The organism is Nocardia sp. NPDC127526 (genome assembly GCF_042672265.1).
Classification (GTDB): domain Bacteria; phylum Actinomycetota; class Actinomycetes; order Mycobacteriales; family Mycobacteriaceae; genus Nocardia.
Map to the genome: position 1 here is coordinate 25,990 of NZ_JBHXVO010000003.1, position 14,448 is coordinate 40,437.

The following is a 14,448-nucleotide window of genomic DNA, read 5'->3' on the forward strand; positions in this document are numbered from 1 at the left end:
AGTTACGGCTGGTGCAAAGAATTGCGGTGAGATGCGGTGGCTGGCTAGTCGCTGGGGCGGGTGGAGAGGGAGTGGATGATGCGGCGTTCTACGGCATAGCGGGACCGCACGTAGGCGGAGACTAGTTGCCGGAACATTGCTAAACCCTTCGTCGTCGTCATTGCGGAGAGAAGGCTAGCAGGGGGTGGTGGGGGGTGAAAGGGATTATTCGGGGCGGCGGGTCAGCCAGTGGGCGGAGGTGAGGGCCAGGGCTGCGAGGGTGGTGGCGGCTGCGGAGGCGGGGTTGGCGTTGAGGAGGTGGACGGTGGCGTCGCCGGCCTGGATCACGGCGGTGGCGTAGAGGAGGGTAATTGCGGTTGCTCGGGAGTGGCGGGCGAGGGCCAATAGGAGGGCGGCTCCGACGGCTAGGGAGCGGATGGAGCAGGCGCGGGCGAAAGTGGTTACGCCGGTGGTTACTTCGGTGTCGGCAGGCAGGGCGAAGGCGGGGTCGATGAGGATCAGGATCGAGACCGCCATGGTGAGAACGGTGGCGAATATGTTGAGGGTGAGGAAGATCGGGTTACGCATGGGTCAGGGGCTTCAGGGGTCCGGTGAGGTGTTCGGGGCGTAGGCCGAAGGCGACGAGGCGGCCGAACAGGTGGGGGAAGCCGCTCCAGTGGCGGAGGGTGCGTAGGGGTTGGGGGAGGCGGAGGGGGACGGGTGGGTGGGTGTCGTCGGTGGGGGATGCGGCTACGAAGTGTTCCTGGGCGCGTTCTTGGGCTAGTTGGGTGAGCAGGGTGGGCCAGTGGCGGCGGCGTTGGACGCGGGCCAGGTCCTTGGTGGTGACGTGGCCGCGGCGGAGGGCGGGGAGGAGGATGCGGGCGGTGGCGACGGCGTCTTGGATGGCGAGGTTGATGCCTACGCCGGCGATGGGGGACATGGCGTGGGCGGCGTCGCCGATGAGGAGGGCGCCCGGAATCCACCATTGGTCCAGGCGGTCGATGCGGATTTCGAGGGAGGCGATGGTGGTGGGGTCGAGGGCCGTCATGCGGTCGGCGGTGTAGGGGGCCAGGCGGGAGATGGTGCGGCGTACCCAGGCGGCGTTGTCGGCGCGGGCGAAGTCGGCGGTGCCCTTGCCGATCAGCAGGGCGGCCTGCCAGTAGTCGCCGCGGTTGATCATGATGAGGCCGCCGGTGGCGGAGAAGCGCAGTACGGTGTGGTCGGGATCGCCTGCGGCGCGGGGGATTCGGATGTAGAGGCAGTCGTGCGGGGTGGCGGAGCCGCGTGGTTGCAGGCCGGCCAGGCGGCGGACGGTGGAGTGGCGGCCGTCGGCGGCGACCACGAGGGGTGCGGTGAGCTCGTGGGTGTCGCCGGTGTTCTTGTCCAGGTAGCGCACGCCGCGGACCTGGCCGTCGACCGTGATCAGGTCGTTCACCTCGGCGTCCTGCGCGAGATGGAAATTCGGCGAGGCGGCCGCGGTATCGGCGAGCAGGTTGAGGAAGTCCCATTGCGGCACCAGGGCGATGTGCTGGTGGCGGCCGGGCAGGCGGCTGAAGTCCTCGGTGACGACGCCGTCGTCGAATTGCATGGTGAGCCGCTGTTCCCGCTGCTGCGGGAGGGCCGCGAAGCGGTCGCCGAGACCGAGTTCGTCGAGCAGGCCGAGGGTGGAGGCGTGCACGGTGTCGCCGCGGAAGTCGCGCAGGAAGTCCGGATATTTCTCCAGCACCGCGACTTCGACGCCGGAACGCGCCAGCAGCAGTCCGAGGACCATGCCCGCCGGGCCGCCGCCCACGACCACGCACCCGACCGAGCTTTTCGGGATCGTTCCCATCGACACTCCTTCATCAAGTGGGGATTATCTCCCCGTTTTCATCGGTACCGTAACATAACCGGGGAAAGAGTCCACGGTTATAAGGGAGATCGTGAAAGAGCTACGCGCCGACGCCAGACGCAATCGGGAGCAGATCCTGCGCGCCGCGCAGCTGGCCTTCCTGGAACAGGGACCGGAGGTCCCGCTCGACCAGATCGCCGATCGCGCGGGCGTCGGCAATGCCACGCTCTACCGGCACTTTCCGACGCGCCTGGCGTTGATCGAATGCGTGGTCACCGATCACATGACGCGGGTGGCCGAGGCGGCCACCGCGGCGCTGACCGAAGCGCCGACGGCCCGCGCGGCGCTGACCCGCTTCGCCGAGCAGGTGGTCGAGCAGCGATTGGTCGCGATGCTGCCCATTCTCGGCGGCTATGTCGAAACCGGCCCCGAATTCCGGTCCACTCGCGCGAAAGTCGTGGCGGCACTGGACAAGCTGGTGACGGCGGCCCGCGAGCAGGGTGCGCTGCGGCCCGATGTCGGCGCCGCCGACCTGGTCATGTTCCTCGCCGTGCTGACCCGTCCGCTGCCCACGATCTCGCGTGAACTCAATGACGATGTGCGGGCCCGGATGCTCGCCACACTGCTGGACGGCTTGTCCCCGCAGCACGCCACCACATTGCCCGCGACGCCGATCACGGTGGACCGCATCACCACCAACCTCACGACGGCGCGGGACAGCTGACCGAGCCGGTACTCAGCGGCCGGAGCCGCTGGAGGAGCCGGAGACGAGCATGGACATGACCCAGGTGAAGGCCTGGCCGAGATTGGTCATCCAGTCGCCCACGTTGAACGAGCCCATGGGTTAATGCCTTTCGTCGTAGGCGTCAGCGGCCCGCATCGGGATGGATCTCGTCGCCGGTGGCGGTGAGATCGCAGGAGCCGTCGTCGCTCCGGTTGCCGCCGGTCGAAATAATCTGGGCGAACACCTTTTTGCAGTTCTGATCGCCGAGCGCGGAGGTGTTGGCGGCAATCGTGGTCCCGCGCAGGATGAGCGTGCCCATGGCGGGGTTGACGGCGTCGGTCAGCTGGTACGGGAGGGTGTCCAGATAGGCCGGGGCGATATTGATTCCGCCGCCGCCGTCGGTGGCCGAATTGCGGGTGACCAGCGAGTCGATGAGGACCACCTGCCCGATGCCGCGAATATCGAGGCCGCCGCCGCGCCCGGCGAAACCGCCCGGGCGATACCAGCGCAGGGGGTTGGTGACCCGATTGTCGGAGATGACGGTGCGGGTGAAGGTGCAGGTGTTGTCGCAGCGCACGCCGCCCGCTTCACCGGAGGCATTGTGGGTGACCAGGCTGTCGGTCATGGTCAGGTCGGCGACCGGAATATTGAAGATGCCGCCGCCGTAGTCGGCGGCGTTGCCGGTGACCGTGACGTGGTCGAGCTTCAGCTTTCCCGAGTTGGCGATGCCGCCGCCTCCGGTGTCGTAGAAGGGGATTTCGCGCTGGGCGGTATTGCCGCCGGTAATGGTCAGGCCCGCGAGGGAGATGCGGGCGGTGGTGAGCATGACGCGGTCGATGTGGCCGGCGTCGATGATCGTTTCGTCCTGCCCCGCGCCGATGACGGTGGTGTCGGCGGTGAGGTCGAGGTCGCCGGTGGTGGGGTCGATGAAGGGGCCGTTGATGTTCAGCAGGTTCGGGGGAATGGTCAGCCGGTAGTGGCCGGGCGGGATGACGATGGTGCTGCCGGGGCGGGCATTGGCCGCCTGCACGGCCGCGCGCAGCGTGCATTCACCGGTGCGGGTGCGGCATCGGCCGTCGAAGGGGTCGGCCGCCCCGCCGTCCGCGGTGGTGGTCACGGTGAATGTGGTCGCGATCGGATTCGGTTCCGCCGCAGCGGGACTCGTGGCCAGGACGAGCCCGCTCAGTAGGACGGTGCCGAGAACGGCCAAGGATGAAGTCCTCATCGACGTGCTCCCACGCAGAACAACGCTTGTACACCGGTCGTTCTACCCGCCCCGGCCTGCGGTTGGCGGCGGAATCGCGGAATGTCGTCACTGTTCCCAAAGCGGTTGTGCATCACGCACAACCGCCGGGCGGTGCGGACTTCAGAGCGAGCGGGCCAGGGTGCGAGCCAGGCGCTCGATGGTTTCCCCGGGCACCGGATCGGCGTCGGGACCGGCCGCGTAGTAGCGGAGAAACGCCTGGTGGAAGCAGGTGCCGTCGAGCAGGGTGGCGACGGCCTCCAGATCGGCGTCGGCGGAGACGCGGCCCAGTTCCTTTTCGGCGCTGAGGTATTCGGCAATGCGCCCGATGGCGCGCCCCGGTCCCGCGCCGTGCCGGTTCATCTGCTCGCGATGGGTCGCGATGCGCGTGTGCTCGGCGAGCAATCCGCCGAACAGCGGCAGGGCGCGTTGATAGAAGGCCGAGGCGGCGGATGCCATGCCGGCGAGATTGACTTCGACGGTGGACTCACCGGGGGTCGGTTGCAGGCCGTCGAGGGCGGGCATGCGCTCCCGCAGCACCTGGACGATCAGGTCTTCCTTGTCGGCGAAGTTCTTGTACAGGGTGGCTTCGGAATACCCTGCGGCCCTGGCGATTTCACGCGTGGTAGCGCGAGCCACGCCACGCTCGCGCATGATGTCGGCCGCCGCGTCGAGGATGCGGTCGCGTGCACTCATCCGAATCTCCCTGTTGACAAGTGAGCAAGTACTTACTCACTATAGGTGAGTAAACACTTACTCACCTCACAGGGGTACGAAATGCGACTCACGATCTTCGGCGCGACCGGCGGAACAGGTAGCCGGCTGGTGCGCACCGCGCTGGCGGACGGGCACGAGGTGACGGCCGTGGTGCGCGGGCGGCACACGCTCCCCTCGCACCGGAACCTGCGCGTCGTCACCGCCGATGTGATGAATCCGGGCGAGATCGAGGCGGCGGTCGCCGGGGCCGATGCGGTGCTCGACGCCGTGGGCTCCCGGGAAAAGGGCCCGACCTCGGTGACGACCGATGCCGCCGAATCCATCTGCAAGGCCATGGAAGCCACCGGCGCACGACGGCTGATCGTCATCAGCAACAGCGCCCGCATCGCGGGCCCCGGCGACGAACCGTTCACCCGCTTCGTGGTGAAACCGCTGATCCTGCGCCCGCTACTGCGGCACAGCCTGAACGATATGGCGCAAGCCGAGGACGTGGTGCGACGCACCCGGCTGGACTGGACCATCGTGCGCGCACCACAACTGACCGACAACAAGGCCAAGGGCAGCTACCGCACCGCCGTCGAACGCAACGTCATGTTCGGAATCCGCATCACCCGCGACGATCTGGCACGCTGCATGCTCGATCTGATCGGTGCGCCGCAAGCAATCCGGGCCCACGTCAACGTCGCCAATTGATCGGTGCGACAACGGCGTACGGGGATGGCCGCAACCGGAGCGGCCATCCCCGTTCAGACCGTGGCGGGGCGGTAGGCGAGGACGACGGCTCCCGAGCCGAAGGTCTGGGTGGTGGACAGATGCCAGGTGGTGGGGCTGATGCCGGTGTGGAACAGCCGGCGGCCGGAGCCTACGACGGCAGGGTGAATGCACAGGTGGAGTTCGTCCACCAGGTTGTGTGCGATGAGCTGGTTGACCAGGGTGATGCCACCGTAGGCGAGAAGGTCCTGCCCCGGTTCGGATTTGAGTTTGGTGATCTGGGCGGTGAACTCGCCGTCCAGGGCGATCGTGTTCCAGCCCGGGCGGTCGAGTGTTCGCGACACCACATATTTGGGAATCCTGTCGAGGCGATTGGTGAACGCCTCGGATTCGTTGCGGGCGTGCCACATTCGGGGAAGCGCCTGGTAAGTGACGCGGCCGAGGAGCAGCGCCCGGCTCGCCATGAGGTGCCCGAGCTGATATCTGGCGTGGTCGTCGTTCCAGAACGGAGCCGTCCAGGAGGGGTTTTCGACGACCCCGTCCACGGACATGTCCATCAGGACGACGATCCTGCTCACCCGCGTGCCTCCCCGTTTCCGTCCATTGCGTTCAGTTCCAGACCAGTGCAATGCCTTCCAGGGTGGGCGGCGCGGGCGCGGCGGACAAGATCGGAATCTGGCACGCTGTCTTGAGCGGTGCTTCACGATGCGAGGGACGGACATGCTGGAACGGATGGAGCTGGAGGCGTTCCTCACCCTTGCCGAGGAATTGCACTTCGGGCGCACGGCCGAGCGGTTGCATGTGACGACCAGCCGCATCAGCCAGACCATCCGCCAGCTCGAAAGGCGGATCGGCGCACCGCTGTTCGAGCGCAACAGCCGGACGGTGACCCTCACCCCGGTGGGCAAACAACTGCGGGACGAGCTGCGGCCGGCCTATGAGCAGATCGCGGCGAGCGTCACGGCGGCCAGTCGCGGCAACAATGTCAAACGGGAGATCACGGTCGGATTCTCGGCGCCCTGGTGCGGGAACCTCGTCGTGAGGGCCACCGATCTGTTCCGGATCCGGTATCCCGACAGTGTCGTCACCGTGGAGGAGATCCAGCTGGCCGACCCGCTCGGCCGGATGCGGTCGGGCGCGGTCGATCTCCAGCTCACCGAGTTCCCGATCGCCGAACCGGACATCACCACCGGACCGATCATGTTCTCCGAACCGCGGTCGCTCATGGTCCCCGAAGGGCATCCATTCGCCGGCCGGGAGTCGGTTTCGATGGAGGACCTGGCCGACGCCACGCTGGTCACCATTGCCGGCGAGAAGATCCCCCGCTACTGGATGGACTGCTACTTCCCCCGCCGCACCCCCTCCGGCCGCCCGATCCCGCAGGGGCCCGCCACCAACTTCTGGCCGGAGGTACTCGTGCACGTCAGCAATGGCGTGGGCGTCAGCACGGTCTCCGCGCGTGCCGAGCGTTTCCACTCCCGCCCCGGCTTGGTCTTCGTTCCCTTCCACGACGCGCCGCCGATCGATTACGGCCTGATGTGGCCGAGCGCCGGCCGCAACCCGCTCGTGCAGCCGTTCATCGAGACGATCCAGGAGGCGGCCGCCGGCGAGTGATCGTTGATCCTCGCTACACGATCCGTTCCGAAAGCTCTTCTTGTCGAGGGCCTTCCGTACCGGCGATGCTCTGGTGGTCGACTTGGACGACCTCCGGCCACGAGTTCATGAAGTGCGCTGGATCACACCTCCCGGTTCGACGGCGGCGATTAGTTTCGCGGGCGGCCGCCGTCCTAGTTCTCGACCGCGCATTCGGACGAAAGAGATCGGATCATGGAATCCATAACCACCCCTGCGGGTATCACGCTGGCCTTCGATCGTTATGTGGGCGGCGATGCCGGCACGGTGATTCTGATCGGCGGCGCGTTCAGTTATCGGAAGTTCCCGAAAATGGTTGAGCTGGCGCAGCAGCTGGCTGACGAGTATCGGCTGACCGTTATCAATTACGATCGGCGCGGGCGCGGTGACAGCAGCGATTCGCCGGGCGTTTACGACGTCGAGAATGAAATCGACGATATTGCGGCGCTGATCGAGGCGGTCGGCGGCTCGGCCGCGTTGTTCGGCTGGTCCTCGGGTGCCGGCCTGGCCTTGCTGGCGGCCGCCTCGGGACGGGTTCCGGGGATCACCCGGGTGGTCGCGTTCGAGCCGCCGTTCGTGGTGAACAGCGAGAACTTCGTTCCGCCGGCGGATCTGCACGTCAAGTTGCACGAGTTGATCGCCGCGGATCGACGGTCGGAGGTCGTGCGGTTCTATATGACCAGCGGGATGGGAATGCCGCGCGCGCTCGTCGCGATGATGCGGTTCACGCCGTTCTGGAAGAGCTTGCTGGCGACTTCGCCTGCCACCGCCCATGATTGGGCGATCATGGGCTCGTATATGCGCGGTGAAGCGTTGCGCGCGGAAGACTGGAACGGCGTCAAGGTGCCGACCCTGGTCATTTCCGGCGGCAAGAGCGGCGATCTGCTGCGCACCGCGGCGCGGGCCATTACCGAGGTGCTGCCCGATGCCCGGCATATCGAGCCGGCGAAGCTGAGCCACAATCCGAATATCGGGCTGCTGACCCCGCCCGCCGGTGAATTCCTCACCGAGAACGCTTAATTCACCTTTCGAATACACGATTATCAGGAGTAATACCATGCGTAAGATCACCGCAGGCTTGTTCATCTCGCTCGACGGCGTCATCGGCGAGCCGCAGGACTGGCACTTCCCCTACTTCAACGACGAGATGGGCGCGGCCGTCGGCGCGCAGCTCGGCTCGGCCGACACCCTGCTGCTCGGCCGCGCCACCTACGACAGCTTCGCCGGGGCCTGGCCCGAGCGGGAAGCCGCGGGCGAGGAGGACGCGGCCATGGCCAAGTCCCTCGGCGATGCCCGCAAGATCGTTGTCTCGCACCAGGATCTCACCTTCACCTGGCGCAATTCCGAACAGCTCCAGGGCGACCTGATCGAAGCCGTCACCGCCCTGAAGCAGGAACCCGGCGACACCGATATCGCCATGAGCGGATCCCCGTCCATCGTCCGGCAACTGCTGGCCGCCGGCCTGCTCGATGAACTGCACCTGCTGGTGCACCCCATTGCCGTGCGCCACGGGCTGCGGCTGTTCGACGAGGGCGCGGAGATCCCGCTGCGCCTGATCTCCGCGCAGCCGTTCACGACCGGCGTCGTGCATCTGATCTACGGCCCGGCCGAAACCACCGCGGAAGGCGGCTACGACGAGGCCAAAACCCATCTGCCCCAGGCGGATCAGCTCACCGGCGGGCCCGCCGCCGACGATCGGAAGTGAAGCCGTGCGCGCTCTCTCCACCAGAACGCTGTATACCGCTGCCGCCGTATCGCTTTCGGCGATCCTGCTGACCGGCTGCGGCACCGCCGACAACAATGCCGCGACGGCCACCACCTCCGCCGTCAGCCAACCGGACCAGCCGAGCGCCGATGGCAAGGGCTTCTACGCACCGGTCAACGGATTGCGGCTCTACTACGAGGTCCACGGCTCCGGCCGGCCGCTCATCCTGGTGCACGGTGGTCTCAGCACCGTCGACTCCACCTTCGGCGCTCTGCTTCCGGAACTCGCCGAGACCAGAAAAGTCATCGCCGTCGAATTGCAGGGGCACGGCCACACCGCCGATATCGACCGCCCCCTGCGCTACCAGTCGATGGCCGACGACGTCGCGGGCCTCATCGGCCACCTGAATCTCGGCAAGGCCGACGTGCTCGGCTACTCCCTCGGCGGCGGCGTCGCACTCCAGCTCGCCGCCCGCAACCCGGATCTGGTGAACAAGTTGATCGTCACCTCGGCCCCGTACCGGAGCGACGGCTGGCTTCCGGAAACCAGAGCGGGAATGGCGGCCATGAACCCCGAGGCCATGCTCGACACCCCCATCCACGCGGTCTACGCACAGAGCGCCCCCAACCCGTCCGATTGGCCCGCCCTGGTCACCAAGACCAGGCAACTGCTCAGCGAGGACTACGACTGGACAACCGACCTCGCCGCCATCCAAGCGCCGGCGCTGCTCGTCACAGCCGAATCCGACGCCCTGTCCCGCGCCCACGCCGAGGAGATGGTCACCCGGCTCACCGGCGCCGGTAACGGTGCGTCCACGCTGGCCGTGGTCCCCGGCACCACCCACTACGACATCATGTACCGCGCCGACCTCCTGCTACCGCTGTTCGAACCCTTCCTCGGCACGGCCTCCAGCTAGCGCGTCCGCGAGGCTGGTGCCGCTATCGGCGGCGGGCGCGGGCGGCGCGCACAGCGGCTTTCACGCCCGATGCCGCGAGGATGGCGGCCAAGGGGATGAGGAGATCGATCCAGTGACTGTGGATGGGGCGGTATCTGGTTGTGCCGCTGGTGATCTCGATATAGCCGAGGGGGCGGGCGCCGACTCCGCCGCCGCCACCGCCGCCCCCTGCGAGCTTCTCGACGCCGGATTCGCTGCCGGTGCCGCCGCCGAAGCCGTAACCCACGCTGGCGACGGGTATTACCGTGACGCCGTCGTGCGTGATCGGCTCCCCGAAAACGGCCTCCACCGAGGCTCGGCCGCCGAGCCCGTGTGTCAGCCGTTCCAGTAGTCGGGCGGCGGCGTCGGCCGCGTCACTGGTGAATCGGTGCTGTTCGAGGTTCTCCGGAATGGTCATGACGACCCCCACTCTCCGTAGTGCCCTCCACGATAGTCCGGTGGCACAACGTCATTGGGCCGTTCACCGAACGCCGGGGCGGCTAACCGCGCTCGGCGAGATCGGCGAGCCTGTCGACGGAAGCCAGCAACCGATCGGCGGTTGTGGCCCGGGCCCGCACGATGCGCTTCTCGTCGGTGAGGTTCGTCCAGTCGTAGGTATGGGTCACCCGGGTGCGGCCGTCCTCGAGCGGCTCGAGTTCCCATCCCCACCGATGCCCCGGCGGCCGGCTGCCGGGTTCGGCGGGCAGCCAGGCGATCCGGCGCCCTTCCTCGAATTCCACGACGTGATTCTCACGAACCTGCCCCATGGTGAGGGTCATGGTGAAGACATCGCCGACAGCCTGAACGCGCTGACCGGCCGCGGCCTCGGAAAGATTGTCGTTCCCGTCCCAGCGCGGCTGCTGGGACGGATCGGCGATGAGTTCGAAGATCTCCTTCGGTCCGGCGGCGATATCGCGGGTGGCTCTGACGATGCGGGCGAGAGTGTCATCGGTCATGGCCCGATCGAAGCACTCGGTGCGGGCGGCGCGCCAGCGGGCGGGGGCGGACGGAGTTAGTGTCGCTGGGTGGGCTTCGAAGTTCGGGTGGACACTGCGGGGGCGGTCGAGATCGTCAGGGCTGCCCTGGAGTTCAAGTGGAAATGGAATGCGCGGGATATCGCCGGATTCGCGCGGCAGCTGGGATGGAGTGCGCCCGAACCGGTGGGGACCATGCGGCGGGGGGCGGTATTCTCGCGGACCGGGCTGGGGGTTTGGTGGGATTCGGCCATGTTCTGGGGGAGTCCGCGGGTGCTGGGGTATGTGCGGGTGACGGTGTCGGATTGTCCGGCTCGCAGTGGGTTCGGCAGTTCGGAGCTGCTGAACGACGCGTTGGAGCGGTTGCGGGAGACGTTCACCGAGCGGTGGGGGGAACCGGAGAACGGGGCCGGACCGGAGGAGGGGCCCGGGTGGGTGTTTCCGAATCTGGTGGCAGGGCTGGCGGTTGGGGACAATACGGTCGATGTGCTGTTGGTGAATCCGGCCGAGCAGTTGTTCTGGATGGAGCGCAGGCACGAAGGGGCGCGGCGGCGCGCCGAACTCGGCGGGTGGGGGCGGCTGGCCGAGGATCTGGCCGGGTTCCTGGAGACGCTGCCGGCGGGGGCGCGGCTGGTGGTCAGTGCGCCGGGCGGCCGGTATGTGCAGGTCAATGTGTCGGGGGAGGAGCTATACGCGGAGCTGAGCCGCAGTGAATTCGTCGATCCCACGTGGCGATACGGGGCCGAGGTGGAGCAGCGGCTGATCGCCGACGGATGGGCGGCGCCGGGGGATGCGAACTGGTGGCGGCGGTTGCCGCGCAAGGCGGGCACGCTGGCGGTGAGCCGGTTCGCGACCCGGCTGGTGGAGGGGTTGCGGGCGCTGGCGGTGCGGGCGACCACCGATCTCGTCGCCGATGCCTGGGTGGAGGGCGGGGCGGATCTGGATATCGCGCCGCTGGGGATTCCGCCGCATCCGACGTCGCGGTCGCAGCGGGCCGAATTCCTGCGGCAGCACGCCATTTCCGCATTCGACACCGGTCCGCTGGCGGTGGATGTGTCGGGCGGCATCGAGATCGCGGTGGCGGCGCGGGCCTTCGACTGGACCTGGCAGCGCGGGGATCTGAAACGCTTCAGCGGGCCGGCCGGGTGGATTCCGCAGGGCAATGCGGGCGCTTCCGACCGCACGGTCTGGGCGGGCACCCCGTTGCACATCGACGATCCCCGCGCCAGATTCACCTTCGACGGCGATCGCCTGGAATCGATCCGCGTCACGCTCAGCGACAGCATCGAATCCCACCTGTTCGACGAGGGTCTCCCCGCCGAGGTCGGCGAGCAGTTGACCGCGGCGTTCGCCCGCGCCCTCGAGGGCTTCCGCGCCGAACTCGGCACCCCGGTGCACGGCGTCATCGGGCAGGCCCACGGCCCGGTATGGGCCACCCCGGGACTGACCCTGGGCCTGGTGGCCGAGCACGACACCGTCGACCTGTACCTGGTGAACCCGGCCGAACGCACCCGCCGGCTCGTGCTCGAACAACAGCACACCGGTCAGCGCGCCGCCGGGCGCGAATGGCGGCAGTTCTTCGACGATCTGGCCGGCCTGGTCCTGGAGACCCCCGAGGGCGAGGAGGTGATCGTCGACGCCGGCACCCGCGGTTCCACCCATCTGGTCCGCACCCCGGACGCCCTGCTGGTGCACCTGGACACCGAAGCCGCCCTGGGCCTCACCCCCCGCGTCACCGACCTCATGCTCGGCAATGGCTGGCAGCGCCCCGGCGTGGACCGCGCGTGCTGGCGGCACAGCATGCGCCTGCCCGCCCTGTTCCGCGATCACCGCCATTTCGTGGAGTTCGCCCTGTGGCCGCTGCGCACCCGCATGACCCCCGACACCACCTGGTCCGTCCGCATCGACGGCATGGACCAGGGCCTGCGCTCACCCTCGACGGGCGCGACCGGCTCCTGAGTACCGTTGTGGCGTGACCGAAGTCGACGATGTGCGGGCCACCCGGGACGCCTATGACGCCGTGGCCGAGCTGTACACCACCGTGTTCCGGGACCACCTGGCGACGAGCCCCTTCGATCGGGCCATGCTCGAGGTGTTCGCCGCCCACGTCCGCGAGGGCGCCCCCGGCCCGGTCGCCGATCTCGGCTGCGGCCCCGGCCGGCTCACCACCCACCTGCGCGACCTCGGCCTCGACGTCTTCGGCCTCGACCTGTCCCCGGAGATGATCCGCCTGGCCCGCATCGACCACCCCGGCATCCGCTTCGAGGTGGGCTCGATGGAGGAGCTGGCCCTCGACGACGCCGCCTTGAGCGGAATCGTGGCCTGGTACTCCATCATTCACACACCCCCGGAGCGCATACCCGCCATCCTCACCGAATTCGCCCGCGTCCTGCGCCCCGGCGGCCACGCCCTCTTCGGCTTCTTCGCCGCCGAGGACGGCGTCCAGCAGTTCGACCACAAGGTCACCCCCGGCTACCGCTGGGCCCCGGACACTTTCGCGGAAACCCTGAACCGCAATGGCTTCCGCACCATCGCCCGCCTGATCCGGGAACCCCGCCCGGACGAACGCTTCCAGCAGGCCTGCGTCCTGGCCGTCAAGGGCTGACCGGTTCCACCGCTCGCGCCGCCCGCTCGTCGAACCGGGTCCGCGCCGCGGTGATCTCGTGGACATTGCGCTGCGCCCACTGCCCCATGGCATGGGTGAGCCGCCCCAGATCCGTCCCGAGCGGCGTCAGCGAGTATTCGACGCGCGGCGGGACCGTCGGGTAGACGGCCCGCCGCACCAGGCCGTCGCGTTCCAGTTCGCGCAGTGTCCGGGTGAGCATCTTCTGCGTGATCCCGTCGAGCCGGCGGCGCAGTTCGTTGAAGCGAACCGGCCCCTCGCTCGCCCGGAGCACGCCCATGACCAGCAGCACCCATTTGTCGGCGAGCACCGCGAGCACATCGCGGGCCGGGCACCGCTGTAGATAGTCCTCCACCAGGTTGGCGGATTGCCGGACGTCGGAGACGGTATCCATCGGGAACCTCGGGATCGTGAAAGTGCCTTCTTTCCAACAGATACCACTGCTGCGAAGAATCGTGGGCATGAAGGCGATCAGTCAGCGAACCCTGGGCGGACCCGATGTGCTGGAGACCGTGGAGGTGGACATCCCGCGGCCCGGCCCCGCCGAGGTGCTGGTGCGGGTCGCCGCCACGTCGGTGAACGCCGCGGATCGGAAACTGCGCTCCGGTGCGATCGACAAGCTGGGCCCGCCGCCGTTCACCCTGGGCCTGGACGTCTCCGGGGTGGTCGCCGCGGTCGGCCGGCAGGTCACGCGATTCCGGCCGGGCGACGCGGTCTTCGGCATGGTGCTCAGCCGGGCCGGCGCGTATGCCGAATACACCGTCACCCCGGCCGATTTCCTCGCCGCCAAGCCCGCGGGCATCGATCATGTGCACGCCGCCGCCCTACCGAGCGCCGCGCTGACCGCCTGGCAGGCGCTGGCCGAGGTGCGTCCGGGGCAGCGGGTCCTGGTGCATGCCGCGGCGGGCGGCGTGGGGCATCTCGCGGTGCAGATCGCCAAGGGTCGCGGGGCATTCGTGATCGGCACCGCACGCGCGGCCAATCACGAATTCCTGCGCGGCCTGGGCATCGACGAGCCGATCGACTATTCCACCACCGATTTCACCGGCGTTCTCACCGGCATGGACGTGGTCCTGGATCTCGTCGGCGGCGACTACACCGCGCGATCGCTGACCGTTCTGCATCCCGGCGGCCGGCTCATCGATGCCCAGGGTGAGCGGCCCTTGGCCGATCCCCGCTATCACCGTCACCATGTCGCGCCCTCGAGCAGGGAACTGCGCGAACTCGCCGATGCGGTCGAACGCGGACGACTGCGAGTCGAGGTGCAGCGGGTCATGCCGCTGGACGAGGCGGCCGAGGCGCACAAGCTGGGCGAAGCCGGGCGGGTGCGCGGCAAGATCGTGCTCGTGCCGTGGGCGGAGGTGTAGCGGCGGGC

At 68.2% G+C, this 14,448-nt stretch carries 17 protein-coding genes; 9 read left to right on the top strand and 8 right to left on the bottom strand.

All coding sequences use genetic code 11. The features are described 5' to 3' along the window. Positions 1-204: 204 nt before the first annotated feature. Together ACFVIV_RS06250 and ACFVIV_RS06255 are read right to left on the bottom strand one after the other, a co-directional pair. On the bottom strand, positions 205-567 hold the full coding sequence (locus ACFVIV_RS06250; protein WP_379193728.1) for a DUF4267 domain-containing protein: 363 nt from the start codon (positions 565-567) through the stop codon (positions 205-207). After that, entirely contained in the window at positions 560-1,810 is a 1,251-nt protein-coding gene (locus tag ACFVIV_RS06255) for an FAD-dependent oxidoreductase (RefSeq protein WP_379193729.1), read from the bottom strand. The genes ACFVIV_RS06250 and ACFVIV_RS06255 overlap by 8 nt, the downstream gene beginning before the upstream one ends. Before the next feature lie 91 nt (positions 1,811-1,901). Here ACFVIV_RS06255 and ACFVIV_RS06260 point away from each other — a divergent pair, with 91 nt between their 5' ends. Further along, complete coding sequence (locus ACFVIV_RS06260; protein ID WP_379193730.1) at positions 1,902-2,534, top strand: TetR/AcrR family transcriptional regulator; 633 nt, start codon at positions 1,902-1,904, stop codon at positions 2,532-2,534. 142 nt (positions 2,535-2,676) lie between these two features. On the opposite strand, the gene ACFVIV_RS06265 is transcribed toward ACFVIV_RS06260, so the two are convergent. Next, on the bottom strand, positions 2,677-3,759 hold the full coding sequence (locus ACFVIV_RS06265; protein ID WP_379193731.1) for a CSLREA domain-containing protein: 1,083 nt from the start codon (positions 3,757-3,759) through the stop codon (positions 2,677-2,679). 141 nt (positions 3,760-3,900) lie between these two features. Beyond that, positions 3,901-4,473, bottom strand: coding sequence for a TetR/AcrR family transcriptional regulator (locus ACFVIV_RS06270; RefSeq protein ID WP_379193732.1), 573 nt, complete (start codon positions 4,471-4,473; stop codon positions 3,901-3,903). An 81-nt stretch (positions 4,474-4,554) separates the two neighbouring features. Here ACFVIV_RS06270 and ACFVIV_RS06275 point away from each other — a divergent pair, with 81 nt between their 5' ends. Beyond that, on the top strand, positions 4,555-5,187 hold the full coding sequence (locus ACFVIV_RS06275; RefSeq protein WP_379193733.1) for an NAD(P)-dependent oxidoreductase: 633 nt from the start codon (positions 4,555-4,557) through the stop codon (positions 5,185-5,187). Positions 5,188-5,240: 53 nt separating this feature from the next. Here the strand turns inward: ACFVIV_RS06275 and ACFVIV_RS06280 are convergent, their stop codons facing one another. Then, on the bottom strand, positions 5,241-5,783 hold the full coding sequence (locus tag ACFVIV_RS06280) for a dihydrofolate reductase family protein (protein WP_379193734.1): 543 nt from the start codon (positions 5,781-5,783) through the stop codon (positions 5,241-5,243). A gap of 142 nt (positions 5,784-5,925) precedes the next feature. On the opposite strand from ACFVIV_RS06280, the gene ACFVIV_RS06285 reads away from it, so the two are divergent. From ACFVIV_RS06285 to ACFVIV_RS06300, 4 genes are all read left to right on the top strand, one after another. Beyond that, complete coding sequence (locus ACFVIV_RS06285) at positions 5,926-6,819, top strand: LysR family transcriptional regulator (RefSeq protein WP_379193735.1); 894 nt, start codon at positions 5,926-5,928, stop codon at positions 6,817-6,819. A 264-nt stretch (positions 6,820-7,083) separates the two neighbouring features. Next, positions 7,084-7,857: an alpha/beta fold hydrolase gene (locus ACFVIV_RS06290; protein WP_379193736.1), complete on the top strand. Its 774-nt coding sequence runs from the start codon at positions 7,084-7,086 to the stop codon at positions 7,855-7,857. Positions 7,858-7,894: 37 nt separating this feature from the next. Then, the gene (locus ACFVIV_RS06295) at positions 7,895-8,542 is read left to right on the top strand and encodes a dihydrofolate reductase family protein (RefSeq protein ID WP_379193737.1); all 648 of its coding nucleotides are present in this window, start codon (positions 7,895-7,897) and stop codon (positions 8,540-8,542) included. A 4-nt stretch (positions 8,543-8,546) separates the two neighbouring features. Further along, on the top strand, positions 8,547-9,458 hold the full coding sequence (locus tag ACFVIV_RS06300) for an alpha/beta fold hydrolase (protein WP_379193738.1): 912 nt from the start codon (positions 8,547-8,549) through the stop codon (positions 9,456-9,458). Positions 9,459-9,480: 22 nt separating this feature from the next. Here the strand turns inward: ACFVIV_RS06300 and ACFVIV_RS06305 are convergent, their stop codons facing one another. Together ACFVIV_RS06305 and ACFVIV_RS06310 are read right to left on the bottom strand one after the other, a co-directional pair. Further along, positions 9,481-9,894 (bottom strand): spore germination protein GerW family protein, encoded by a 414-nt coding sequence (locus tag ACFVIV_RS06305; RefSeq protein WP_379193739.1) that lies wholly within the window; start codon positions 9,892-9,894, stop codon positions 9,481-9,483. Positions 9,895-9,976: 82 nt separating this feature from the next. Further along, the gene (locus ACFVIV_RS06310) at positions 9,977-10,432 is read right to left on the bottom strand and encodes an SRPBCC family protein (RefSeq protein WP_379193740.1); all 456 of its coding nucleotides are present in this window, start codon (positions 10,430-10,432) and stop codon (positions 9,977-9,979) included. A gap of 69 nt (positions 10,433-10,501) precedes the next feature. Here ACFVIV_RS06310 and ACFVIV_RS06315 point away from each other — a divergent pair, with 69 nt between their 5' ends. Continuing rightward, a complete protein-coding gene (locus ACFVIV_RS06315) occupies positions 10,502-12,409 on the top strand; it encodes a DUF6301 family protein (protein ID WP_379193741.1) in 1,908 nt (635 codons plus the stop codon). 13 nt (positions 12,410-12,422) lie between these two features. Continuing rightward, positions 12,423-13,055, top strand: coding sequence for a class I SAM-dependent methyltransferase (locus ACFVIV_RS06320; RefSeq protein ID WP_379193742.1), 633 nt, complete (start codon positions 12,423-12,425; stop codon positions 13,053-13,055). Here the strand turns inward: ACFVIV_RS06320 and ACFVIV_RS06325 are convergent. Then, positions 13,045-13,467, bottom strand: a complete 423-nt coding sequence (locus ACFVIV_RS06325) for a winged helix-turn-helix transcriptional regulator (protein WP_379193743.1) — start codon at positions 13,465-13,467, stop codon at positions 13,045-13,047. The genes ACFVIV_RS06320 and ACFVIV_RS06325 overlap by 11 nt on opposite strands. Before the next feature lie 67 nt (positions 13,468-13,534). On the opposite strand from ACFVIV_RS06325, the gene ACFVIV_RS06330 reads away from it, so the two are divergent. Then, positions 13,535-14,440, top strand: coding sequence for an NADP-dependent oxidoreductase (locus tag ACFVIV_RS06330; protein ID WP_379193744.1), 906 nt, complete (start codon positions 13,535-13,537; stop codon positions 14,438-14,440). Positions 14,441-14,448: the final 8 nt, after the last annotated feature.